General features: G+C 61.9%; 21 protein-coding genes. 5 read left to right on the plus strand and 16 right to left on the minus strand.

Annotation, left to right across the window (positions count from 1 at the left end; genetic code table 11):
• Positions 1 to 24: 24 nt before the first annotated feature.
• The 9 genes from ACZ1JX_RS07630 to ACZ1JX_RS07670 are packed head-to-tail and all read right to left on the minus strand — an operon-like array spanning position 25 to position 9080.
• The gene (locus tag ACZ1JX_RS07630) at positions 25 to 1650 is read right to left on the minus strand and encodes an AMP-binding protein (protein WP_465126152.1); all 1626 of its coding nucleotides are present in this window, start codon (positions 1648 to 1650) and stop codon (positions 25 to 27) included.
• Entirely contained in the window at positions 1647 to 3050 is a 1404-nt protein-coding gene (locus ACZ1JX_RS07635; RefSeq protein WP_465126153.1) for an aldehyde dehydrogenase family protein, read from the minus strand. Before ACZ1JX_RS07635 ends, ACZ1JX_RS07630 begins: the two co-directional genes overlap by 4 nt.
• Before the next feature lie 43 nt (positions 3051 to 3093).
• Positions 3094 to 5301, minus strand: coding sequence for a TonB-dependent receptor (locus ACZ1JX_RS07640; RefSeq protein WP_465126154.1), 2208 nt, complete (start codon positions 5299 to 5301; stop codon positions 3094 to 3096).
• A 28-nt stretch (positions 5302 to 5329) separates the two neighbouring features.
• Positions 5330 to 5803: a cytochrome C gene (locus ACZ1JX_RS07645; RefSeq protein ID WP_465126155.1), complete on the minus strand. Its 474-nt coding sequence runs from the start codon at positions 5801 to 5803 to the stop codon at positions 5330 to 5332.
• On the minus strand, positions 5800 to 6258 hold the full coding sequence (locus ACZ1JX_RS07650; protein ID WP_465126156.1) for a c-type cytochrome: 459 nt from the start codon (positions 6256 to 6258) through the stop codon (positions 5800 to 5802). Before ACZ1JX_RS07650 ends, ACZ1JX_RS07645 begins: the two co-directional genes overlap by 4 nt.
• On the minus strand, positions 6255 to 6812 hold the full coding sequence (locus ACZ1JX_RS07655; RefSeq protein WP_465126157.1) for a methylamine dehydrogenase light chain: 558 nt from the start codon (positions 6810 to 6812) through the stop codon (positions 6255 to 6257). The genes ACZ1JX_RS07650 and ACZ1JX_RS07655 overlap by 4 nt, the downstream gene beginning before the upstream one ends.
• Positions 6813 to 6815: 3 nt before the next feature.
• Complete coding sequence (locus ACZ1JX_RS07660; protein ID WP_465126158.1) at positions 6816 to 7403, minus strand: thioredoxin fold domain-containing protein; 588 nt, start codon at positions 7401 to 7403, stop codon at positions 6816 to 6818.
• On the minus strand, positions 7403 to 7888 hold the full coding sequence (locus ACZ1JX_RS07665) for a MauE/DoxX family redox-associated membrane protein (protein WP_465126159.1): 486 nt from the start codon (positions 7886 to 7888) through the stop codon (positions 7403 to 7405). The genes ACZ1JX_RS07660 and ACZ1JX_RS07665 overlap by 1 nt, the downstream gene beginning before the upstream one ends.
• 1 nt (position 7889) lies before the next feature.
• Positions 7890 to 9080: an amine dehydrogenase large subunit gene (locus ACZ1JX_RS07670; RefSeq protein WP_465126160.1), complete on the minus strand. Its 1191-nt coding sequence runs from the start codon at positions 9078 to 9080 to the stop codon at positions 7890 to 7892.
• A gap of 150 nt (positions 9081 to 9230) precedes the next feature.
• Between ACZ1JX_RS07670 and ACZ1JX_RS07675 the strand changes: the two genes are divergently transcribed.
• A complete protein-coding gene (locus ACZ1JX_RS07675; protein ID WP_465126161.1) occupies positions 9231 to 9938 on the plus strand; it encodes a TetR/AcrR family transcriptional regulator in 708 nt (235 codons plus the stop codon).
• On the opposite strand, the gene ACZ1JX_RS07680 is transcribed toward ACZ1JX_RS07675, so the two are convergent.
• The gene (locus ACZ1JX_RS07680) at positions 9892 to 10362 is read right to left on the minus strand and encodes an Lrp/AsnC family transcriptional regulator (protein ID WP_465126162.1); all 471 of its coding nucleotides are present in this window, start codon (positions 10360 to 10362) and stop codon (positions 9892 to 9894) included. The genes ACZ1JX_RS07675 and ACZ1JX_RS07680 overlap by 47 nt on opposite strands.
• 142 nt (positions 10363 to 10504) lie before the next feature.
• On the opposite strand from ACZ1JX_RS07680, the gene ald reads away from it, so the two are divergent.
• Positions 10505 to 11620 carry an alanine dehydrogenase gene (gene ald, locus ACZ1JX_RS07685; protein WP_465126163.1) on the plus strand — a complete coding sequence of 372 codons (1116 nt, stop codon included), beginning with the start codon at positions 10505 to 10507 and terminating at the stop codon, positions 11618 to 11620.
• Here ald and ACZ1JX_RS07690 read toward each other — a convergent pair whose 3' ends face one another.
• From ACZ1JX_RS07690 to mdlC, 3 genes are read right to left on the minus strand one after another with little or no spacing between them, the layout of a single operon-like run.
• Positions 11621 to 12109 carry an aromatic-ring-hydroxylating dioxygenase subunit beta gene (locus ACZ1JX_RS07690; RefSeq protein WP_465126164.1) on the minus strand — a complete coding sequence of 163 codons (489 nt, stop codon included), beginning with the start codon at positions 12107 to 12109 and terminating at the stop codon, positions 11621 to 11623. It abuts the gene before it with no gap.
• On the minus strand, positions 12106 to 13449 hold the full coding sequence (locus ACZ1JX_RS07695; RefSeq protein WP_465126165.1) for an aromatic ring-hydroxylating oxygenase subunit alpha: 1344 nt from the start codon (positions 13447 to 13449) through the stop codon (positions 12106 to 12108). The genes ACZ1JX_RS07690 and ACZ1JX_RS07695 overlap by 4 nt, the downstream gene beginning before the upstream one ends.
• The gene (mdlC, locus tag ACZ1JX_RS07700) at positions 13446 to 15002 is read right to left on the minus strand and encodes a benzoylformate decarboxylase (RefSeq protein WP_465126166.1); all 1557 of its coding nucleotides are present in this window, start codon (positions 15000 to 15002) and stop codon (positions 13446 to 13448) included. The genes ACZ1JX_RS07695 and mdlC overlap by 4 nt, the downstream gene beginning before the upstream one ends.
• A gap of 31 nt (positions 15003 to 15033) precedes the next feature.
• Here mdlC and ACZ1JX_RS07705 point away from each other — a divergent pair, with 31 nt between their 5' ends.
• Together ACZ1JX_RS07705 and ACZ1JX_RS07710 are read left to right on the plus strand one after the other, a co-directional pair.
• A complete protein-coding gene (locus ACZ1JX_RS07705; protein ID WP_465126167.1) occupies positions 15034 to 15996 on the plus strand; it encodes a LysR family transcriptional regulator in 963 nt (320 codons plus the stop codon).
• Positions 15997 to 16058: 62 nt separating this feature from the next.
• A complete protein-coding gene (locus tag ACZ1JX_RS07710; protein ID WP_465126168.1) occupies positions 16059 to 16973 on the plus strand; it encodes a ketopantoate reductase family protein in 915 nt (304 codons plus the stop codon).
• Between the two features lie 34 nt (positions 16974 to 17007).
• Here ACZ1JX_RS07710 and ACZ1JX_RS07715 read toward each other — a convergent pair whose 3' ends face one another.
• Together ACZ1JX_RS07715 and ACZ1JX_RS07720 are read right to left on the minus strand one after the other, a co-directional pair.
• Complete coding sequence (locus tag ACZ1JX_RS07715) at positions 17008 to 19581, minus strand: TonB-dependent receptor (RefSeq protein ID WP_465126169.1); 2574 nt, start codon at positions 19579 to 19581, stop codon at positions 17008 to 17010.
• Between the two features lie 111 nt (positions 19582 to 19692).
• Complete coding sequence (locus ACZ1JX_RS07720) at positions 19693 to 21321, minus strand: sulfotransferase family protein (RefSeq protein WP_465126170.1); 1629 nt, start codon at positions 21319 to 21321, stop codon at positions 19693 to 19695.
• 58 nt (positions 21322 to 21379) lie between these two features.
• Here ACZ1JX_RS07720 and ACZ1JX_RS07725 point away from each other — a divergent pair, with 58 nt between their 5' ends.
• A complete protein-coding gene (locus tag ACZ1JX_RS07725; RefSeq protein WP_465126171.1) occupies positions 21380 to 22684 on the plus strand; it encodes an amino acid permease in 1305 nt (434 codons plus the stop codon).
• On the opposite strand, the gene ACZ1JX_RS07730 is transcribed toward ACZ1JX_RS07725, so the two are convergent.
• Complete coding sequence (locus ACZ1JX_RS07730) at positions 22638 to 24239, minus strand: phytoene desaturase family protein (protein ID WP_465126172.1); 1602 nt, start codon at positions 24237 to 24239, stop codon at positions 22638 to 22640. The genes ACZ1JX_RS07725 and ACZ1JX_RS07730 overlap by 47 nt on opposite strands.
• Positions 24240 to 24250 lie beyond the last annotated feature (11 nt).

Below are 24250 nucleotides of genomic sequence, written 5' to 3' on the forward strand. Positions count from 1 at the left end.
TACCAGATAAATGCGTAGTCACCCTTATCCTGCCAGCTCCGCTTCCATTATCTTGCGCATCTCGAACTTCTGCGCCTTGCCGGTTACGGTCATGGCAAACGCTTCGACGATGCGGATGTGGCGTGGGACCTTGTAGTGGGCGATACGGCCCCTGCAGTGGCTCAGGACGTCGTCAGGCCCCAGAGACTCCCCTGCCCGCGCGATGATCCAGGCACAGACTTCCTCGCCGAACTTCTCGTCGGAAACGCCGAACACTTGTGCGTCCTGAATGGCGGGATGCGTGAGGAGGAATTCCTCGATCTCGCGCGGGTAGATGTTCTCGCCGCCGCGGATGATCATGTCCTTGATCCTGCCGGTGATGCGGACATAGCCATTCGCGTCCATCGTCGCGAGATCGCCCGAGTGCATCCAGCCTTCGGCATCGATCGCTTCGGCAGTCTTTGCCGGATCGTCCCAGTAACCGAGCATGACCGCGTAGCCGCGTGAGCAGTATTCGCCCTGCTGGCCAATCGGCAGCGTCTCGCCATCGGGACCGACGATCTTTGCCTCAGCGTGTGGATGCACCCGACCGACCGTACCGACGCGCTCGTCGATGGGATCGTCGGTCGCGGTCTGCGTGGTCAGCGGACTGGTCTCTGTCATGCCATAGCCAATGGTCACCTCGGTCATATTGAGGCGGTCCATGACCTGCCGCATCGTGGTGACGGGGCATGGCGATCCGGCCATGATTCCTGTGCGCAAGGTGCTTACGTCATAGTCGTCGAGGTCCGGCTGGGCGAGGATGGTGATGAACATCGTCGGCACCCCATAGAGCGCGGTGCAGCCCTCCGCCTGAACCGCTTCGAGTGCCAGCTTGGGATCATAGGCCTCGCCCGGATAGACCATGGCAGCGCCGCTGGTCAGCGATGCAAGATTGCCGAGGACCATGCCGAAGCAGTGATAGAGCGGCACCGGGATGCAGATGCGGTCCTTGTGGCCGATCTTGATCGTGCGGGCCGTGAAGTGGCCGTTGTTGAGAATGTTGCGGTGGGTGAGCGTCGCGCCCTTGGGGAAACCGGTGGTGCCGCTGGTGAACTGGATGTTGATCGCATCGTTCTGGTGAAGCGTTCTGGCGACCGCATCGAGCCGCTCCATGTCCGGCTGGGCGCGCAAGGCTTCCCATGGCTCGAAGCCGTCATACTGCTGTGAGCCTAGCGCGACCATGCCACGCAGCATCGGCAGCTTTTCGGGTCCCAGTTCACGCAGCATCGCTACGTAGTTGCTGGACTTGAAACTGGCTGCGCTAACAAGAAAGGTGCAGTCGACCTTGTTCAACGCGTACTCGACCTCGCTGGTGCGATAGGCCGGATTGATCGTGACGAGGATTGCGCCGATCCGTGCGGTCGCAAACTGCAGGACGGTCCATTCGGCGCAATTGGGTGCCCAGATGCCGACGCGGTCGCCCTTGGCCACGCCGCGATCGAGCAAGCCTGTGGCGATGCGATCGACTTCATCGTCAAGCTGACCCCAAGTCCAGCGAATGCCCTGATGGCGCGAGACCAGTGCCAGATCCTCGCCCCATAGACGGGCGGCGTCTCGCAGCGCCTGCCCGATGGTCTTTTCCAGAAGCGGCTCGTCAGTCGCGCCCTTGGCGTAGGAAAGCTGCGTCATCGCTTGATGTTCACCACCTGGGTCTGAGTATATTCGGCAAGGCCTTCGACCGACTGTTCTACGCCGAGACCGCTGGACTTGAAACCGGCCATGGGAATGTGCGGGCCGATGGCGATGTGCTGATTGACCCAGACCTGACCACTCTCGATGCGCGACGCAATGTCGGCCGCGCGGCCGACGTCCTTCGACCAGACCGAACCGCCAAGACCGTAGTCGCTGGCATTCGCACGCGCGATCACGTCCTCCACATCGTCGAACTTGATGATCGGGAGGATTGGGCCGAACTGCTCCTCGTCGACGATCTTGTCGCCATCGGTCACGTCGCGCACGATGGTCGGGCGGATGAAGTATCCGGCACGCTCCATCACTTCGCCGCCTGCCACGATGGTTCCGTCCTGACGCGCGGCTTCGAGGAAGCCCTTGACCTTCTCGAACTGCATCGCGTTCTGGATCGGACCAATCTGGGTGCCCTGCTGGAGACCGTCGTCGACAACGGCGGCTTCGGCAAGGCGGGCCAGTTCGCCGCACATCGCGTCATAGATGTCGGCGTGGACATAGGCGCGCTTCACCGCGAGGCAGACCTGACCGTTGTTGAAGAAGGCATTGCCGAAGATGGCCTGCGCGGTCTCGCGCACATCAACGTCCTCGAGCACGATTGCCGGGTCGTTGCCGCCAAGTTCTAGCGTGACGCGCTTGAGCGTGTCGGCACCGCTTGCAGCGATGCGTTTGCCGGTGGCGGTGGAACCGGTGAAGCCGACTTTGGCGACATCGGGATGGGCAGTGAGGTGCGGGCCGAGGTCGTTTGCGTCCGTGATGATGTTGACCACGCCTGCCGGAAACACATCGCGACAGATTTCGCCAAGGATCAACGCGCAAACCGGGGTTGTCGGCGCTGGCTTCAATACGATGGCGTTCCCGGCGAGCACGGCCGGGCCGATCTTCCAGCAAGCAACAAGCAGCGGGAAGTTCCACGCGATGATGCCCACGACAACGCCCAATGGGCGGTGCTTGACGGCGATATAGCCGGTATCGTCATCCTGAATGACGCGGTCGGGCAGTTCGAGCGTCGCGTAGTGACGAAGATAGGCGTCCGTCATGCCGAGTTCGCCGATGGCTTCTGCGAGAGGCTTGCCCTGCTCAAGGGTAAGCGCGCGGGCGAGTTCGTCCTTGCGGGCGGCAATGGCGTCGGCAAGCTCGATCAACTTTGCCTGCCGCCCGGCCCAGGGAACGGCGGACCACCCCGGCACTGCAGCCTTTGCCGCAGCGATGGCAGCGTCCGCCTGAGCCGCAGAGGCGCGGGGAACCGTGCAGAACGGCTCCCCGGTTGCCGGGTTGATGACGTCCATCGTCATGTCGCCATCGACGAGGTTGCCGCCGATGAGCAGCTTGTAGTCAGCCATTGTCCTCTCCCGGCTGCTGTGGCGCAGCCTTGTTCAGGTTATCTCAGAACTTCGCGCCAACCGTCACGCCATACATGCGCGGGTTGCCGATGTGGTTGTAATCGAAGCCGAATCCGGCGAGGAGATCAACGCGGGAGGTGAAGTAGAACTTGTCGGTCAGGTTCTTGCCCCAGATCGATGCGTTGAACTTGCCGTCGGCGCTTTCCCAATCGATGTGACCGCCGACCAGCGCATAGGACGACTGGCGCAGGCGGGGCACGTTGAGCACTTCGAAGAACTGGCTCGACTGATAGGCGATGTCAGGATGGAGCGAGAGCTTGCCCATGTCACCGTCGAACACGGTCAAATCGACCGTCGCGTTGAAGGTGAAGGTCGGAGCGTTCGAGAGCCGGTTACCTGCCACGTTCACGCCGCTGACGCTGCCGCGCTGGATCTTGGTCGCGAGCACGCCCATGCCGCTGTGAATCGTCAGGCGGTCACTGGCGCGGATCGTCAGCTCTGCCTCGCCGCCGTAGATGCGCGACTTGGGAATGTTGAGCAGGGTCTGCGCGGCTGACGACGGATCGACGTTGATGAACTGCTGGTTGCGGTAGTCGTAATAGAAGCCGGCAACGTTCAGCGTGACCTTGCGGTCAGCAAACTGGGTCTTGGCACCGACTTCGTAGGACGTGACCTGCTCCGGCTTGGCAATCGACAGTTCCGATGGGTCGAAGAAGGCCTGGGCATTGAAGCTTGGCGCGCGATAGCCTCGGCTGACGCTGGCATAGAGAAGGTTACCGTCGGCCAGCTTGTAATCGAAGCCGATCTTGCCCGAGACGTTATCTTGCGAGTAGCGCAGCGACGAGAGTGGGATCAGGTTGACGATCAGCGAGTTATCCACGCCCAGTGCGTCGGACTGGAAGCCGCTCTGCACGCCGGTGTCGTGGGTGTAGCGCAAGCCGCCGCGCATCGTGACCGCATCGGACAGTTCGTACTTCACGTCGGAATAGATCGCGTAGCTCTTCTTGAGCTGGTCGAAGCGGTTGCGGAACAGGCACGCGAACGGCAGGCCGACGGCGCAATCGTTGGCGGTGATGCCGGGAACGCCATCGGAATCGATGTCCTTGCCGATTTCGAATGCCGTCTCGTTGAACACCTTCTCGCGATGGAAATATCCGCCGAGGATGAAGTCAAACGCTCCGCCGAAGTCGCTGGTCAGGCGCAGGTCCTCGGCAAATTGGGTGGCGCGATCATTGTAGGGAATTTCGAGCAACTGGCTCGCGGTGCCGTCGGTGTCTTCGTAGAAGAACAGGCTTCCCTTGTCCCAGGCGGTGATGCTGGTGACGGTGAGTGCGTCGGAGATATCGAACGTGCTGGTCAACGCGACCGAATAGGTCCGCGCGCGTCGCTTGGTATCAATGTTCGACGCAATCTCGCGCTTGCCGAGTCCGGGGCGGTTGACCGCTTCGGGTTGAGCATAGATGCCGTAGTTCTGCGGGTTCTGGAAGCTGGTCGAAGCGCGCAGGACGAAGCGGACAGTCTCGCTCGCCTCGACGTTCAATGTGGCGCGGATGGCGTATTCATCGGTCGAGGCAAGGTCGGGCTTGCCGGGGACGACGTTCTTGAACCAGCCATCGGCCTTGGCATACGTGCCAGCCACGCGCAGCGCTGCCTTGTCGCCCAAAGGCACGTTGACCGCACCATTCAGATCGACGCGATTGTAGTTGCCATAGCCCGCATTGAAGTAGCCGCTGGTCTCGCCGAGCTTGGCGCTGTTGGCGATGATGTTTACCGCACCGCCGGTGGTGTTCTTGCCATAGAGTGTGCCCTGCGGCCCGCGCAGCACTTCGACGCGCTCAAGGTCGTACATCGCCACGCCAAGGAAGGCGAAGTTGCCCTTGTAGACTTCGTCATAATAGGTCGCGACGGGGCTCGCCTGATTGAGGCTGTAGTCCGACATCGACACGCCGCGCAGCGAGAAGATCGGCGTATTGTCACCCACGATCGAGGTCAGCTGCAGGTTGGCGACCTTGGTGACGAGGCTGTCGACGTTGACGATGCGTGATTTCGAAAGCGTTTCGCCACCGATGGCCGAGACCGAGATCGGGATGGATTGCAGGCTTTCCGCGCGCTTCGTGGCGGTAACGACAATCTGGCCGTCCGGCACGGCATTCTCGGCCTGCGCATCCTGCGCCAAAGCGGGCGTTGCTGCGAAAATGGATGTTGCGGCTACCCCAGCCAGCGCGATCCCGCGAAAAAGACGTTCCCTCATTGTCTTGCCTCCCATTCAGGGCATGTTTTTACGGATTGCTCGGTCTTGTTTTTTCCTGCGCAAAACCTGCGACCAGTTGCGCCCTCATCGGAGCCCTTTCCAGCCGCAGGGGGTGGCGCCGCAGCTGACCGATTTCCTTGGCCGTGTAGGGCCGGAAATCGGTCGGCATGTGCGCCGGGTCGAAAGTGTAGAGAGTCCAGTTCAGCAGATTTGCGAGCCGTACCTCGTCGAGGTCCACGGTCGATACTCCAGGCACACGGCCGAGGAACTCACGACCGCCAGGGACACTGAGGAACCGCGCGACGATGTGCTTCATCGGTGGGTTGGAGCGGTCGTCGCCGCTGCCGTCAGGGCGGTGACAGCCCTGGCACTTGAGCATGTAGTCGATGCGAGCCTGCTGCGGGTTGCTCACCCCGCGCATGACCGGTTCGCTCGCCCGGACGCCGAAGCCCGCTGCAATGGCAGCGAGAAGGACGACCGATGCGAGCGCAATCCGCTTCATTTGCCGCCAGCCCCTTCGTGGAGCTTGGCCACGTCAGCCGCAGAAAGTGCAGCGCCGGACGCCCGGTGCGCGGCGACCTCCTTGTCGGTGAACGGCTTGAAGGCCGGGCCGGTCTTGGCGATCTGGGTGCCGACATGGTTCAGGACCGCCGCGGTTGAAGCATCGTCCAGCACCTGCGCAGGCATGACGCCACGATATGGCTTGCCTTCGACGGTCAGAGGCCCGGAAAGGCCACGCAAGACAGCAAGGGCAATGTATCGCCGTCCAGCGGGCTTGGCTGCGAGAGCGCGGAAATCCGCGCCGAGCGGAGGGTAGGCTCCCGGCACGCCGGCACCGGTCTTGGTATGGCATGCTGCGCATCGCGCGAATACCGCTGCACCATCGGGAGCGGCAACGGCAGGCAGTGCGAACGCCGCAACGGCCATCACCGGCACAAGGCCGAGCAGGATCTTCATTTCAGCGCGTCCAGCGCAACGCCGACGATCACCGCTGTCGAACAGTTGTAAACGCTGCTCTCGGTGCCGAGGCACCAGTTGTAGTCGTTGTTGGATTGCGGCCGGACCTGCGGGCGATCACCCTCATTGCGGTTGCACAGGCACTGGCCACACGAAGAGGTGCCACAGCAATCGTTGTAGCTGATCACATAGGCGCGGTTGTCAGCCGGATTGGTACACGTGCCGATCCAGGTGATCGGCGACATTTCGGTGCCTGGAGGACACGTGCTGACCGAACCGCCGCAGCACGAGCACAGGAAGCCGTCGATCGCGCAATAGCGCCAGTAGTCGCACGCAGCCTGATCGCCGGGGTCCTGCGGATTGCCCGAGGAGATCGGTGCATGACCGCCCCCTCCCCCATGCGGACTGCCGCTGGCAGCGCGAGCCACCGGGAGAACCGGAAACACAGCAGCTCCGGTTATCGTCGCACCGAGCCATGCCAGCGTGCTGCGGCGTGAGGTGCTTCGCGCTATGCCGCGGGTCAGGCGTTCCGTCCATTTGTCTAAACCAGCCACAACTCAGGCTCCCTTACGACGGGCGAGAAAATCCTGGATCGAGGCAACGCCCCGCTCCTTGGCTTCGAACAGGCTTTCAAGATGTTCGCGGCTGTTGACGAGGCCGAGCGAAGCGACCTTCCCGTGCTCGTCCAGCAGGACGGCATAAGGGAGCTTAGATACACCGAACGCCCGGCCAAGAGCTTCCGAAAGGACCATCGGCACCCGCTCAAGCGCATGGAGTTCACGCAAGCGCTGATACTCCGCCTTCGAACCATCACCTGCCACTATGATGTCTAGCCAATCGGCTTCGGCCCCTGCAGCGGATCGCACAACAGGCAGCAGCGATTTGCAGACCGGGCAGTCGGGCGAGGCAAAGAACAGCAGTTGGCTGCGTCCGTCCCGCTTGCCGCCGATTTCCACCGGCGAACCTTCGATGGTGGTCAGGGTCATCGGGCTGGCCACTTCGCCGACCTCGACCTTCTGATGCAGCGTCAGAGCGCCTGCCGGAGCGATGCGTTCATGAAGAATGCCGACCTGCCGCGCGAGTGCCGCGATAAGCAGCCCTTCTACGATCACGGCGGTCCACAACAGGATCTGGGATGTCAGCATCACGACTTCCTCCAGCGAGGATGGGGAATGGCGAGCAGCTCTGAAGCCGCAAGATAAAGCGCAAGAAGTCCGGCGGCGGCGAAAGGCGCATCAATGCCGATCGGCGCCGCCGGCAGGGTGGAAACAAAAGCGGCCATGGCTGCAAGAACAGCAGGGCGTGCGATCAAGGGCCAATCAACCGGCTTCTCGCGGACCACGAGGTCGCACCCGCAATCGAGCGTTTCGCCGCGGTGCCGCAGCAGCGCGACTGCATAGGCCGACCAAACTGCGGCGGCGAGAAGCGAGCCCGCATTGCGAAGGTCCGGCAAGACCAGACACGCTGCAGCCACCGCTTCGAGCGTGCCTGCCAGAATCAACACCGTGATCCCTTGGGCACGCAGGCCGGTCAGACGGCTCGCGACGCTTGCGAGCCGGTCATGCGCGGTGGCCTTGTGCACGGCCGAACCAGCCAGAAGCAGGGCGAGAAAGAGGGCAACCGGGACCATATCAGGGCGCCGTTATCAGGATCGGGTTGGCACCACCGGCAGCTCCGAGCGAGCGAAGGAAAGCGCCCGAAACCGGATCGTGCACGTCGACCTCGCCATCGCCGCGCGCGACGATCAGGCGGGGCTGCGCTTCCTTGGTCAGGGAAATGGCCGTGGCTACTCCGCGCAACGCAATGCGTGCGGTGCGCGCCTTGGCAACGGGATCGACGACCCACACTTCCGTACCGCCATCCTTGTGGCTGCCTTCGCGACCGGCGGGGCTCATGAGCACGTAAAGCTTGCCAGCCGAATCTGCAGCAATGACTTGCCAGCCGCCAGGACGCCATTCCGGCGTGGCACCTTCGGCAGTACCCACGTTGAAGGTTCCAGGCAGCGCCTTGCCGACTTCTCCCGAGAAGTCGAACGCCTGTATCTGGCCATGATAGCTGACAAACCAGGCAGTCTTGCCGACCCAGGCAGGCGTGCTGAAGAGTGGCTGGTTATCGATGTCCTGGACCTTCTCGACGGTCTTCGAAGACACGGCCTGTCCATCAGGCCCCAGCTTGACGCTGAAGAGCGAGCCATCGGCGCAAAAGCTTGAGAAGCCACGGTCGCCGGTCGGGTATATCTGGGCGCAGCCCGGGAGATCGATCTCTGCAATGACCTTGCGTGCATCAAGGTCCAGAACGCTAACCGATTGTGCAGGCGTAAAATTCGCGACAAGTGCCCATTTGTCTGCGTTGGTGAACTGGAACAGTTGGGGGTACGTTACGGACTGCTGGCGCTTGCCGCCCGGCAACACGATTTCACCCTTGGGCTGGAGTGTAGCCATGTCCCAGATTGTAACTGCATCGGTGCGTTCGCCGCGCGTAAGGCGCGAGTAAAAGGTTTCCGAGGTGAGCACCTCGCCTCGCGTGGGAGAGACGAGCATGTTTGCAAACTGCGCTGCGCGCACCATCCCCTTTACCGGGCGGTCGGCGGCGGTCGTATCGACCAGCATCACACGCCCGTCGACGATCGCGTTGAAATGGAAATCGTGGATCAGGACCCAGCTCGCCGGCCACTGCGCCGGCAGCTTCGCCACCGCAGGAATGGGTTCTTCAGGCAGCGCCTTTGGGAATGGCGCTTTTGCTGGAGCGGGCGCGGCGAGCGCATCACCACCAAGGCATGTCCCGGTCGCCAACAGGGCCAGGGCCAAAGCAAAAAACCTCATGCGAGCACTCCCCTCGCTAACCGAAGTACCTCTCCGGCCGCACCGACATAGTCTCAAATAGGCAAAAAACCTGTCAAGTGACCTATTTTTGTCGTATGACAGGTTTTCAGATTTTTGGTATCAAGCAGGCGAGTTCAAGGACTTTTCTCAATGAATCAGGTAGATGATACCCCAAAATTCGTAACCGACATGATCATGCCGGAACGCGAAGGTGGCTATCTGAAAGGGCAGGAAACGCGCGAACTGATCCTGCGCACCGCCCTCTCGATCCTGATCGAGGAAGGCTATCGCGCCATGTCGATGCGCCGAGTCGCGACTGCCTGTGGCATGAAATTCGGCAACCTCACCTATCACTATCGCAGCCGCGAGGACCTCGTGCGCGAGCTGATGGAAGCGGTTATCAGGAGCTACGAAGTCGAGTTCGTCGAGATCGTGCACATGCCGGGCGTTCCCGCCGAAGAACGCCTGCGCCGCGTGTGCAACCTGATCCTCGACGACATCCGATCGAAGAAGACCACGAACTTCTTTCCAGAACTATGGGCGCTGTCCAACCATGACCCGTTCGTGCTCGAACGCATCCAGGAACTCTATGTGCGCGCTCGCGCTCCGCTCGTGGAAATCATAGCGGAAATGCGGCCGGACCTCGACGAGAAGTATCGCGAAATCGTGGCCCTGTTCATCTCGGGCTCGATGGAAGGCATGACCATCTTTGCCGGACACGAAAAGCCGTTCGAAGCGCGCATGCCGCAGATCGAACGGATCGCCGCGCACTCGTTCGTAACACTGGTCAAGACGATTACCGAGGACGAGATCAGGGGGCTCGCACGCTCCGAACAGGGTACCCCCGCATCTGCTTGATCCGCCGAAGGGAGAAGCTGGAGCGCATCGAGGACACGCCTGGCAGGCGGGCGAGGCATTCGCGATGAACCCAGTCGTACTGGTCAAGATCGCGCGCAGCCACCCGTAGCAGGTAGTCCGCTGTGCCGGACATCAGGTGGCATTCGAGGATTTCGTCAAAGTCGAGAACCGAACGTTCGAACCTGTCCATCGCTTCGCGGCTCTGGCTGGTCAGGGTGATTTCAACGAAGACCTCGACCGACAGCCCGAGCAGTCGTGGCTCAAGCCGGGCACCATAGCCCGCAATGACGCCTGACTGCTCGAGCGCCTTGATCCGGCGATGACAGGCTGAGGAGGACAGCGCGACCTTTTCTGCCAGTTCAGAAATTGACAGCGACGAGTCGCTCTGCAGCGCTTCAAGCAGGGCAATGTCAGCACGGTCCATGCAAAAACTTACCGATTATAAGCAATATTCTGGGAAATATCACCGTTCATGCCGCAGGCAAACGCCAAAATAGACAAGAACTGCCGGAACCGCCGGGATAATCTTGCGTCATCTGGTAGAACTCGATCCTCAGGAGCGTTCCATGCGCGTCGGCACCGTAAAGGAAATCAAGAACCACGAATACCGCGTCGGTCTGACACCGGAAAGCGTGCGTGAACTCGTCGCACATGGCCACGAAGTTTGGGTCGAAACGGGCGCGGGCAATGGCATAGGTGCGAGCGACGCCGATTACGAAGCGGCCGGCGCAGCTATCAAGGCTGATGCGCGGGTCGTGTTTGATGGCTGCGAGATGATCGTGAAGGTCAAAGAGCCGCAAGCCGTCGAACGCGCGATGCTGCGCAAGGGCCAGATCCTATACACCTACCTGCACCTCGCACCCGATCCTGAACAGACTGCCGACCTAGTGAAATCCGGCGTGACGGCCATCGCCTATGAAACCGTGACCGGTGCAGGCAACGCCCTTCCCCTGCTCAAGCCGATGAGCCAGGTTGCTGGACGCATGGCGATTCAGGCCGGAGCCACTGCGCTCGAGAAGGCGCATGGCGGGCGCGGCGTCCTGCTTGGTGGCGTTCCCGGCGTGTTGCCTGGCAAGGTCGTGGTGATCGGTGGAGGTGTCGTCGGTTTCAACGCTGCGCAGATGGCCGTCGGCCTCGGCGCGGAAGTGACCATCCTCGACCGCGATCCGGACGTGCTTGAAAAGCTTGACAATCACTTCGAAGGCCGCGCCCGCACGCTTTATTCGGGCAAGGCCGCGCTGGCTTCGCTGGTGGCCGAAGCGGATCTGGTAATCGGTGCGGTGCTGATCCCCGGTGCCGCAGCACCGAAGCTGGTTACGCGGGACATGCTTTCAACGATGAAGCCGGGTTCGGTGCTCGTCGACGTGGCGATCGACCAGGGCGGTTGCTTCGAAACTTCAAAGGCGACAACCCATGCCGAGCCGACTTATGTCGTCGATGGCGTCGTTCACTATTGCGTCGCGAACATGCCGGGCGCGGTCGCCCGGACCAGCACTTACGCGCTGAACAACGTCACCCTGCCTCACGCCTTGCGCATTGCCGACAAGAGGTGGAAGGCTGCTCTGCGTGCTGATCCGAACCTTGCGGCCGGCCTTAACGTCCACGAAGGCAAGGTTACATACGAAGCTGTCGCCCGCGAACTGGGCTATGACTACGTGCCGGTCGCAGACGTCATCGTCTGATCAGATCGCATTGATGTCCACCACCGTGGGGATTGTGTCATTGAGAAGAATGATCTTCTTGCGCGCGATCCGCCACGAGTTGTCCAGTCGAACCAGTCGATACTCGTAGCGGCCGAAGAAGCAGTCCGAGCGGTTCATCCGCACATCGAAGCGATGGCAGGTGAACGCCGCCGACACTTCCCCCTCCCCCGTGACACGCACGTTCGTCACCTGATGGACAACGCGGGGTAGCGGGGCCGAAGCGGTCGACAGGCCCGAGGTAAGGCGCATGACCCGGTCCTCGAGATTGCGCCGCCCCTTGTAGTATATCAGCGACAGCTCGCGATCGGGGTCTTGCGTCGGCGTTACCTCATCGCGCCATGCGGGCATCCAGAATTCGGCGTCGGCCGTGAACAGTTCGAGCCACTCGGCGAAACGGCTTGCGTCGATCAACATGGCCTCGCGGTAGAGGAGGTCCTCGGCTTCGCTGCGGGTCAGCGCGCCACTCATGCTGCGAATTCCCCGGCCATCCGGCGTGCCCATGCGCGATAGTAGCTGTGATACAGAGTCTCATCACACAACTGTGAGTCCGCAAGCACGCTGCGTTCCGGGAACAGGTCGATGCGGTCGGCAAAGCGGTTTCCGCCCGCGACGCTTGCGGTCATGCCGCGGGCGTATCCTTGAAGCCATGGCTCGACGGCTGCAGCAAAGCCGATCTGGCAGTTCTCGTATGACACCGTGTCGTCAGGCGTGGCCATGCCGGTGGGGTTGAAGAAGTCCTCGTACTGACGGATGCGCTGGCGGCGAGCGGCGGCGCCCTCGCCCTTGGGGGCAATGCACCATGTTCGCATTTCGGTGAGACCCGGCGCCAACGGACGGATCACCCGCAATTGGCTCGATGCGTTCTCTGCAACCTGAAGGTTGGGGAAGATCGTGAGGTTGCGCATGTTGAACATCCAGTCGCGCTTGCCTTCCCCGTGTCGCTCGGCAAGCTGCGCGGCACGTTCGTAGAGCGGGATCGCCGGTGTCACGCCGAACACGCCCCAGTTCAGCACATGCCCGTTGGCAAAGCTGAAACTGCCGCCGCCAACGCCCTGCGTGTCCTCTTTCCAGTAGTCGCTGTTCTCCCAGACGGAAGCGACGACGTCTTCGCTAAGTTCCTTCTGCCGTCGCTCCAGCACGCGGATGTACGAGGGATGCGCCGAGGTGAAGTGATAGGCGTCCGAGCAATTCTCGAGCTGAAGCTTCCAGTTTGCCTCGTAAGTAAAGGTCACCTGCCCTGGAACCAGTTCCATACCTTCGTCGCTCTGATCCGCCACGAGATCGAGCAGCTTGGCCGCCTCGCCGAGATAGTCAGTCAGGGTTGGAACGTCGGAGACCAGACTGCCGAAAAGGAACCCCCGATAATTCTCGAAGCGCGGAAGCACTGCGAGGCCGTGATCATCGCGATCGAATGCTTCGGAATAGCAGCCAGCCGACTTCCACTTCACCGCCTTGTTGCGTCCTGCGCTGTCGAAGCTCCAGCTGTGATAAGGGCAAACGTGCAAGCGAGCATTGCCCTGCCGTAACTGCGCCAGTCGAGCGCCCTTGTGCGGGCAGGAATTCACGAAGGCCCGCAGGATACCCTCGCCATCGCGCTGGACCATGACCGGCACGCGCCCGGCAAGGGTGGTGAAGAAATCGTGCGGCTCCGGTGCCTGACTCTCGAGGCCGAGGAATATCCAACCACCTTCGAACAGATGGCGCATCTCGGCCTCGAACACGCGCTGGTCGGTGAAGATTGCGCGACTGACGCGGAACACGCCCTCGTCAGGACGGTCATCAATGAGGTCTGCGAGGGACAAGGTCATAGCACAACTGCTTCCACGAGAGTTGGACCCGAGGCACCGAGCGACCATGCCAGCGCATCGTCCAGTGCCGCAGCGTCTGTTGCTCGTCGAGCGGCCACGCCGTGGCCCTCGGCCAGCTTGCAGAAATCGAGTTCAGGAAATTTGGTGCCGACAAGTTCCTGCATGCCGAAGTGGCGACCGAAGTGGTGGAGCGCTTCGTAACGGTTGTTCTTGATCACGATGAAGCTGACGGACAGGCCGTGCTGGACCGCTGCATGGAGGCCCTGGATCGCATACATTGCAGACCCGTCGCCCAACACCGCAATCACCTTGTCATGCGGCCTGGCCATGGCCATGCCTACCGCAGCGGGAAGACCGTGGCCCAGCCCTCCGCTTGCCGTAGTGTAGAACGTGTCCTTGCGCAGGATGGGCAGAAAATCGTGCATCGGCCCACGGCTCGATGGCGCCTCTTCGACGATCACGCTCTCGGGCGTGCGAAGGGCAGCTAGGCGCTGCAGGACGTAAGCGTCCGTCATCGCCCTGCCGTCGAGCAGCGGCGCGGGATTGCGGGGGGCTGGCTCGGGGCGAACAGGATTTCCGGCTTTCGCCAGCAGTGCCGCAACCGCATCCTTGCATCCTGCGACGATGGCAGTGCCTGCCGGTGCCCATGCGGCATGAACATGGTTGTCGCCGATCAGCCAGACTTCGCACGTTTCGGGAACATGCCGCCCCTGCCCCTCGACGTGGTAAAGGCTCATCGGCCCCCCCAGCGCCAGAACGAAATCGTAGTGGGAGAGCGCTTCAACGATCGCCTTACGTCCTGCCGTGAGAAAGCCTGCAAACAGTGGGTGATCCTCGGGGAAACTGCAACGGGCCGACATCGGTGCGACCCAGACCGAAGCATTCTGCTGCTCCGCCAGTGCAATGACATCATCCCACGCGCCGTCCCGCGCCACACCGGCACCGACGACAATCGCAGGCCGTTTCGCGGCTGCCAGACCCTTGGCGCAGGACGCTATGGCTGCACCATCTGCCTGACGCGCAGCGAAGACCTTGCGCGGGGTAAACGGCTCGCATTCACGGTCCCAGTCATCGATGGGGATCGAGACGAACGTCGGCCCGCAGGGCGGCTCCATCGCAACCAGCCATGCGCGATGGATCGCGGCGGGCACATCCTCGGCCCGCGCGGGTTCGCAAGACCATTTGACGAACGGACGTGGAAACTCCGCGGCTCGCTCGGCAAACAGGAACGGCTCGTATGGCAGGATCGAGCGCGCCTGCTGACCGGCCGTCACTACGAGCGGGGTCTGGTTCTTGAACGCGGTGAACAGGTTGCCCAGAGCATGGCCCACGCCGGCAGAGCTATGCAGATTGACGATTGCCGCCCGCCCGGTGCCTTGCGCATAGCCATCGGCCATGCCGAGCACGACGCTTTCCTGAAGGCCCATGACGTAACGGAAGTCGGCTGGAAAGTCCCGGAACATCGGCAATTCCGTGGAGCCCGGATTGCCGAACACCGTCGTCATCCCGAGTTCTCGCAAGAGGCCAATGGTTACGGCGCGCACTGTCAGCATGACTCTCCCCGCTTTTTGATTGTGCCGGAGAGTGAACCTGCAGCCCTTGCGAAACAATTGCATTCTTCAGGCAAAGTCATACGTTTTGCGCATGAATTTTGACGAACGCCAACTTCGCGCCTTTCTCGCCATTGCGGAGACCGGAAGCCTCGGTCGCGCAGCCCGCGTTGTAAACCTCACGCAGCCCTCTCTCAGCCGTCAGGTCCAGGCGATGGAGCAGCGCCTTGGACACCGGTTGTTCGAGCGCGGTGGCAAGGGCATGGCGCTCACCGAAGCCGGACGGCTGATGCTTCCTCACGTTCGCCACCTGATCGGCGAGATGCAGAACACGCGCGACGAATTGGCCGCATTAGGCGGACTCAGGCGCGGCACCGTACGCATCGGGGCGGTTGCCGCCGTGCAGCGCACGCTGGTTGCCGAAACGGTCGGACGGGTACTCGCCGAGACACCGCTGCTCACATTCGAGATGATTGAGGCGGTGGACGGCGAATTGCTCGAAGCGTTGCTCACCCGGCGAATCGACCTCGCCATCACGTCCCGACCGCTATCGCACCGAGACGTGAGCACAGTTGGACAATGCGACTACACCGACTCCTTTGCGGTTTTCTGTGCCGCAAACCATCCATTGCCGACGACCGCAAGCTTGCGCGACGCCCTCGCCTGCGGCTGGGTTATGCCGGGTCCTGCCTTCACGCCACGCACCCTGTTTGAAGAACTTGTCGAGCGATCAGGCATGCCTGCTCCGCGGATCGTGGCGGAGAGCAGTTCGGTCGAAGCGATGATCGCGGTTGCCTCGCGCAGCGAACTCCTGTGTTGGTTGCCAGAGCCCCTGCTCTCGCCTCACATCGCCAATGGCACCGTTCGGAAACTCGCAATTCCGGAACTGGCCATGAACCGCCGCTTCAGCCTGCACCGTCGCCGCTCTGGCATTTTGCCCGAAGCCGCCACCCAGTTTGTCCGACATTTTCCGCTTTTGCGAGATGGACAGGGTTGACCTGACTTCTCCACGGTCGGGATACTCGCGCGCACATGCACGTACGTGAGGGAATTTCCACGATGGAGAGAGTTGTTGTCGTCGGCGCTGGAGCGATGGGATGTCTCTTCGCTGCTCGCCTGGCACTGTCTGGCAGCGAAGTGACGGTGGTGGACGTTGATCGTGAACGGCTCAGCATCATTGCCGACCAAGGAATCCATTTGCACGACGAGACAGGCGAGCATGTCGTCAAGGTGAAGGCCTGTATGGCAGCGGACACCGACGGCGCAGATCTGGTACTGCTGTTCACCAAGGCGATGCACAGTCGCGCTGCCATCGCGTCGGTAGCTCACCTGGCCGATGGCGCATGCTGCGCTCTGACCCTGCAAAACGGTCTGGGCAACGCCGAAGCCATCGCAGAAGTATTCTCTCCTGCAAACGTGATTGCCGGAGTGACCGATTGGCCTGCCGATTTTGCGCCGCCGAATGGCGTCGCGGCACACGGCACGGGTCATGTGTGGCTTGGAGCCTTCGATCCGGCGGGTGAAGCGTCAGCCCGGACTGCGGTGGAGTTACTCAATGCTGCACGCATGGGGGCGCAACATGATTCGCAAGTGCTTGCCACCATTTGGGAAAAGGCGGCGTTCAATGCAGCGCTGAATGCGCTATCCACGATCCTGAATCTGCCGGTTGGCGGGCTAGATACACAGGAAGGCCGCAGCATTGCGACTGCCGTCATCGACGAAACCATCGCCGTTGCTGCCACCAAGGGCATTGCCATGGATCGTGCGCGACTGCTGGCCAAGACGGACTTCGCGCTCGCCAATCACAAGGCGCACAAGCCCTCGATGCTGCAGGATCGTCTGGCAGGCCGGCTGACCGAGATTGACGCGATCAACGGTGAAATCGTCAAAGCAGCGCAGACTGGAGGCATCGCGGCACCGGTGACTTCAACCTTGGCTGCGCTGGTCAGGATGGGCGAGCCCGGGCGGAACTGATCCGCACCAGGCTCAACCACATATCTTCATCGCATCAGAACTTCGCACCGGCACGCACGCCGAATGTGCGTGGCGTGTTGGGCACGATGTAGGGCCGCTGGGTGCAGGCACCGCACTGTACGAAGCGCGAAAGCTGCCCACGCTCATCCGCAAGGTTCCGGACGAATGCTTCGATGGAGTAGGTCGACCATTCCGCGCCGATTGCGAGGTTGACCTGCGCAAAGGCCGGAAGCCTGCCCTGAGCCGCAGCAAAGTCGACACGAAGGTCCGAGCTTGCCGAACCCTGGTAAGTGGCGTTGACCTGCCCGTAAACTTTCCCAGCCCCCATCGGAACGGTGTAGCGCGCCGTACCGCTCATCTTCCACTGCGGCGTGATCGGCAGGCGCGTGCCCGCGGGAGCGCTGATGCTGTTGTCGGGGTCCGAACAGGTAAAGGTCGGGTCTACCGCAGCGCAAAGATTGTTCCTGATCTTCGCATCGGCATAGGCGCCCGAGACGTTCAGGCTCAACCTGTCCAGCGACAGCGACGCATCGATATCAAAGCCACGAATGCGGGCATTCGGTCCGTTGGTGATGATCGTGAAGCTGTTGGGGCCAAGGTAGGCGAACTGGAAGTTCTTCCAGTCCTGCTGGTAGATAGCCCCGTTCAGCCGAACCAAGCCATTGGCCAACGTCGTCTTGAAGCCGATCTCGTAGTTGGTGAGGTAATCGGGCTGATAGGCACCGAAATCGCCTCGACGGTTGATGCCGCCGGGACGGAACCCGCGCGAAACCGTCGCGTAAGCAAGGATATCGCTGTTCGGCTTCCACGTCGCGTTGAAGCGGTAGGTGCCACCAGTGCCCGATGCCTTGACCGGCTTGACGCCGTCGGTCGTGAACACGCCAAGGTTGGTGCACGGGCCGCCTGCCACTTCGGCCGGAAGCAGCGTCGTGTCCGTCTGCCCGGCAAGCTGGGCATCACGCAGGCGGAGGCCCGACTGGGTGAAGCAAGCTGCCACGCCGGTGCGCGAAGAGCCCGCAGCGTTGGGCGGAGGATTGTCGTCCGCGCCCTGGATGAAGGCAGGATTACGTCCGAACCCGAAGAAGCCGACCAGCGTGTTGTCGTAGATGAACACGCGGCCGCCGGCGGTCAGCGTGACCGTGGGCGAAACATCGAGGCTGAACTCGCCGAAAGCGGCATAGTCCTGATCGACGCGCTTCTGCTGCGTGAGCCACAATGTGCCGGGCTGACCATTGACCGAGAGGAGCGGTCCAAGGTTGGCGATCTGGTAATCCTGATGGATCAGGTTCGACTGGTACTGATAGAACAGACCACCGACGAACCGGAACGGCTCGCTCTGCGGCGAGGATACGCGGAACTCCTGGCTCAGCTTCTTGAAGTGATCCGTGCCGATGACCTTCTGTCGCGGATCAATCGTGTTGCCGAGAGAATCCTGATAATAGAAGTAGTTGGCGAGGCCTCCGTACGATTGGTACAGCGAGTCATACGCTTCCGAGTAATCAGTATAGTCGCTCGACTGGAAGGTCTTGCGATCGAGGTAAGCACCGGCATAGGTCACGTCCCAGTTGCCGAACTTGCCTTCGATGGTCAGCGCCGCCTGCCAGAACTTGTCGTTGCGGAATTCCGGGAAGAAGTGCTGGACCTGGAGGTCACCGACCGAGGGATCGAAACCGTAGGAGCCGCGGCTTTTGGTTTCCTGGTACATGAACTGCGGGGTGACCGTCCAGTTCTCGTCCAAATCGACCTTGAGCGCCGCGCGACCGCCGTAGATATCGGTGTAGTTGTAGTCCTTCTTTACGAAGGCTGCATTGTTTACGCTGATGCCATCCTTGATGCAGCCGTCGATATTGTCATCTGCATCGCGGGTGGGCGTACCGCAGAACGTGCGCGTACCCGGAACGTTGTCAATGAAACCGGCGTCGCGCTGATACCAGCCGACAATGCGGAACGCCGCCGACGACGAGATCGGCGCGTTGATCATGCCTTCGAACTTGTAGCCCTGCCCGCCCTTGTTGACGGTGTTCACCTCGCCATCGACGCTGCCATAGAAGCTGCTGGTGTCGGGCTTGTTGGTGATGATGCGGATCGTGCCGGCTTCGGACGATGCGCCGTAGAGCGTGCCCTGCGGCCCGGAGAGGCTTTCAATGCGGGCGATATCATAGACGTGAACGTCAAGGTTGCCGCCGATCGTGGTGACGGGCTGTTCGTCAAGATAGACGCCAACCGAAGGCAGCGAGCCGGAGTGGTTACCATCACCGCCCGATGCAACGCCACGCATATACACGACATTGGTACCGGGCGTGCCACCGAGCGCCTGGAAAGTAACTGCGGGCAGTTGCTGCGCGTAGTCGGTGAAGCTGGCAACGCCGAGCTGCTCGAGCTTCTGCGTGCCAAGCGCCTGAATGGAGATCGGCACGTTCTGCAGGTTTTCGCTGCGCTTCTGTGCCGTCACGATGATCACGTTGGGATCTGAGTCGGTCGCCTCCGACTGTGCTTCCTGCGCCATGGCAGGCATACTGATCGCAGTGCCTGCAAGAAGCAGCAGCCGCGCAAATCGTCCATTGCGGTTGGTCTTGGAATTCCGGCGCATGGCAGAATGTACCCTCATGTTTCTGTTTTGCGACGCAATGCTGCTCCGCAGCAGGGCGGATCGTCAAGCCGCATGGCGCGGGAAACGATTGTTAACTCAGCGGCGTGGCTAATTTACAACGATGTTGGTTCAGAAGTTACGAGGCGCGTCCGGATAGCAATCAAGCACTTCGCCCAGCGCAGTCTTGAGCGGCTCGAGCCAAGGTCCGAACGGCTTCCAAGCCTCGGTGCCTTCGCGGAAGATCGGACGGCGCACCTGCTCCGAGCTTGCCGTGCGTACGGCCCGTTCGGTCTGATGGAACGCGAGGCAGGCTTCCTCGAACGGGAGACTGCAATGCTGCAGCAAGGCACGCACTTCCGCTTCCGTGTCATCCACCATTCGCTCATAGATCACGCGATGCACAACGCCCGGCAGGACACGATCATAATGCGCCATGGCTCGCACATAATCACGGTAGTAGCGCCCCATGTCGTCGAGCGAATAGCTGAAGCCCTGCCCTCTCGCGAAGTGCTGCTTGAAGTTCGAAAAGCAGCAGGCGAGCGGATGCCTTCGCGCGTCCACGATCTTCGCATTCGGCAGGATCAGGTGGATGAATGGCACATGCAGCCAGTTGTTGGGCATCTTGTCGATGAACAACGGGCGCGAGGTATGGCGCTGCACGCGCGTGCGCGCAAGGTAGGCTTCACCCCGCTTAAGCAACTCACCCGACGGCAGACCGGCCAGTGCAGCCGGATAGCCATCAATGTTGCGCGCGAGGAAGCCGATATCGGAAAGCTCGCTGGTGCCTTCGACTTGCGAATGGCTGGCAAGGATCTGCTCGACGAGAGTCGATCCGGCGCGCGGCATTCCGAGCACGAATATCGGGTCGGGTGCCGGACAGCCTTGTCCTGCAAGCCTTGTAAGCAACGCGGGCGTGAATGTTGCGATCGCAGCGTCGACACTTTCGGTTGTATCTTCAGCCTTGTAAGGCATCCTGCGACGTCGCAGTTCGTTGCCCGCGGCATAGTGACGAAACGCAGCCTCTGCCTCGCCCCGGTCCTCGAACGCCTTGCCAAGCGAGAAATCAAGGTGCCAGCGGTCTTCGGGCGTCAGATCATCGCGCTTCAGCGCAGCTTGCATCGCGGCAATGTCGTCATCCGAGAACTTCACAGTCTTGAGATTGGCAAGGCTCCACCAGGCCTCGCCGAGCACAGGCAATAGCTCGATTGCCTTGCGATAGGCGGCGATACCATCAGCCTGCCGCCCCACGGTCTTGAGCATGTGGCCATAGCTCATCCACACGCGCGGCTGGTTCGGCGCTTGTTGCAGGACCTGCTCGTAAAGCGCCAGCGCCTCATCGAACTCGCCGAGACGGCCATAGGCAGCGGCCTGCAGATTGGCATGGCCGACGTTGTCCGGATCGTCAGCCGTGACCTTGGCCAGTTCCTCCAGCGCTTCGGGCGCGCGATTGGTGCGATAGAGAACCAGCGCGAGATTGGCGCGTGCAGGCGTGAATTGCGGGGCAAGTTCAATGGCGCGCCGCAAAAGGTTTTCCGCATCGGCATAACGCCCGATACGTCCTGCCAACTCGGCAAAAAGACGGATCGCGCGAACATCGAATGGATCGTCCTTAAGAAGCGAACGCAGCAAGGGCTCTGCCGTCGGCAGATCGTTCTCGTTCATCGCGACGGCCGCACGGACCAGGCGCGGATCATAGGCAGGTGCGGCAGCGCGGCGGGGGGATGTGGTGACGTTGGCCATTGTGCGCATCACAAACATGGTGACGGCTCGCGATCAAGCGTTACTCTTCACAAGTGTCGTTTCCGGAGAACTGCAAATGCCCTCGCACAAACGCGGCTTAGGTTTCTGGATGACGCTCGCGCTGGTCGTCGGCAACATGATCGGCTCGGGGATCTACATCCTGCCGGCAACGCTCGCCCCGCTTGGTTACAACCAGTTGATCGGCTGGGCCGTAACGCTTGGCGGAGCACTCTGTCTCGCTTTCAGTTTCGCCCGTATGGGCGCGCGTCTGCCGCTTGCGGGCGGGCCTTATGCTTATGCGCAGTCGGCGTTCGGTCCGATCCTCGGCTTCGTGACGGCTTGGTCCTACTGGACCATGCTCTGGGCGGGCAACGGTGCCGTTGCCGTGGCAGTGGTGAGCAATCTCAGCCTGCTCTTCCCATGGATCGGCAAGACGCCCGCCGTGCCTGCCCTGCTCTCGGTGGGCTGCGTCTGGCTGCTGACGCTGGTCAACATCCGCGGCGTTCGCGCTGCGGGCGATGTTTCGGTGGTGACCACAGCGCTCAAGCTAGTGCCCCTCGCGGGCCTCAGCGGCCTTGCCGTCTGGCTGCTGGTGAGTGGCGCGCCTCCGGTTGACCAGCCTGCCGTTGCCCTCTCCGGCGGCGTGGTTGCAACGGCAGCGGGCCTCACCTTCTGGGGCTTCCTCGGCCTCGAATCCGCCACTGTTCCGGCTGACAAGGTGGAAAACGCCAGTACGGTCGTTCCGCGCGCAACGCTGATCGGCGTTGTACTTACGGGACTCGTGTACATGGGCATCTCGGGTGCCTTCGCACTCTACATGCCCATGGCCGAAGCTGCCGCCTCCCCCGCCCCCGTCGCCGATTTCCTCGCCAAGTTCTTCGGATCGGGCATGGGCCAGATCGTAGCCGTGTTCGCCGCAATCAGCGCATTCGGCACGCTCAACGGTTTCATCCTTCTACAGGGCGAAGTTCCTTGGGCGATGGCACGAGGTGGCGTGTTTCCCCGTTGGTTCGCGGTCGAGGGCGCACGCGGCACGCCTGTCCGCTCGCACGTCGTGTCGAGCGTCCTGTTGAGCGTGGTGACCCTGCTGAACTACGGCCGCGGGATGGGCGATCTGTTCGCCTTCATCGCATCGGTGAGCCTTGCGGCGGGCATGCTGTCGTACTTCATCGCCATGCTCGCCGCCGTGCGCCTGCTCCCCGACGAGCGCGTCCTTGTCGGCGCAGCGCTGGTCGGAGCGGCGTTCATTGGCTGGGCGGCATGGGGCCTTGGCCTCGAAGCCCTCACCTATGGCGCGGGCTTCATCGCGTTGGGCTTGCCGGTGTACCTGCTAATCAGGCGCGATGCAGCAGCTTCCACAGCATCGAGCGATCCCGGATGATCTCGGCCGCTGCATTGTGCCCCGGCGCACCGGTCACACCGCCGCCGGGATGCGTGCCCGAACCGCACATGTAAAGGCCCTTGATCGGCGAACGGTAGTCGGCATGCCCCAGCACCGGACGCGCAGCCCACAGTTGGTCGAGGCCCATCGTGCCGTGGAAGATATCGCCCCCGATCAGCCCGAACTTGCGCTCCAGATCGAGCGGCGAATGGATCTGCCGCGCGATGATGCTGCCCTTGAAGTTTGGCGCATGTTCGGTGACCGTATCGATGATCAGATCGGCCACCTTCTCGCGGTGCTTGTCCCAATCAACGTTCGGATCGAACTGCTGGCAGAACAGGCTGGCCACATGCTGTCCCGGAGGTGCGAGGCTGTCGTCCACTGTGCTCGGAATCTTGATCTCGACGATTGGCTTCTTCGACCAGCCGTGCTGCTGCGCATCGATGAAGGCCTGATCCATGTAGTCCATGCCCGGCGCGATGATGATCCCGGCGGTGTGGTGCTCGGCCTGCGCCTTGCCCGGCAGCACGGTGAAATCGGGCAGCTCGGATAGCGCCACGTTCATGCGGAACGTGCCTGATCCGGTCTTGTAGCTCTTCATCCGACGGTTGAAATCCTCATCGAGATCCGAGGAATCGACCAGTTGGCGGTAAAGCAGCGCTGGGCCGACATTCGCAGCGATGATCGGCGCATAGAGCTCCTCGCCACCTTCAAGCTTCACGCCAGCGGCCTTGCCATTGTTCACCAGCACCTTGGAGACCGGCGCCTCAAGGCTGATTTCCACGCCCACGTCGGCACAGGCCTTGGCCATCGCCTGGGTGATCGCACCCATGCCGCCAACCGAGTGGCCCCATGCGCCCAGCTTGCCGTTCACTTCGCCGAACACGTGGTGCAGCAGCACGTAGGCGCTGCCCGGCGTGGAAACGCCCGCGTAGTTGCCAACCACCGCATCGAACGCGAAGGCGGACTTCACGTGATCGTCCTCGAACCAGCCATCGAGAAAATCGCGGGCGGACTTGGTGAAGATGTCGAGCAGATCACGCTGCGTGGCGATGTCCAGCTTGGCAATCGGCCAGCCCTGCATCGCGGCAGACTTCAGCGCAGCCATCCCTCCACCGACGTTCGGTGGCGTCTGCAGCGAAATTTCGCGCAGCACGTTGGCGACCTTCTCCAGCGCAGCGTCGTACTTGGGATAAGCCTCGGCGTCCTTCTTGGAAAAGCGCGCGAACTCCGCTTCGGTGCGGCCCGGGCCGCCACCAAGTTTCAGGTAGGTATCAGGGAACGGGAAGAAGTTGCTGATCGTCCGCTCGATCACGCGATAGCCATAATCGTGCAGCTTCATGTCCGCGATCACCTTGGGCCGCAGCAGGCTGACGGTGTAGCTCGCGGTAGAATTGCGGAAGCCGGGATGGAACTCCTCGGTCACCGCTGCGCCGCCGACTATATCGCGCCGCTCCAGCACGCGCACCTTCATCCCCGCCTTGGCAAGGTAGAAGGCGCAGACAAGGCCATTATGGCCGCCACCGATGATGAGAGCGTCGTAACGGTTGGACATGCGGTAACTCC

This window comes from Novosphingobium sp. BL-A-41-Hi4A-0G (genome assembly GCF_055521735.1).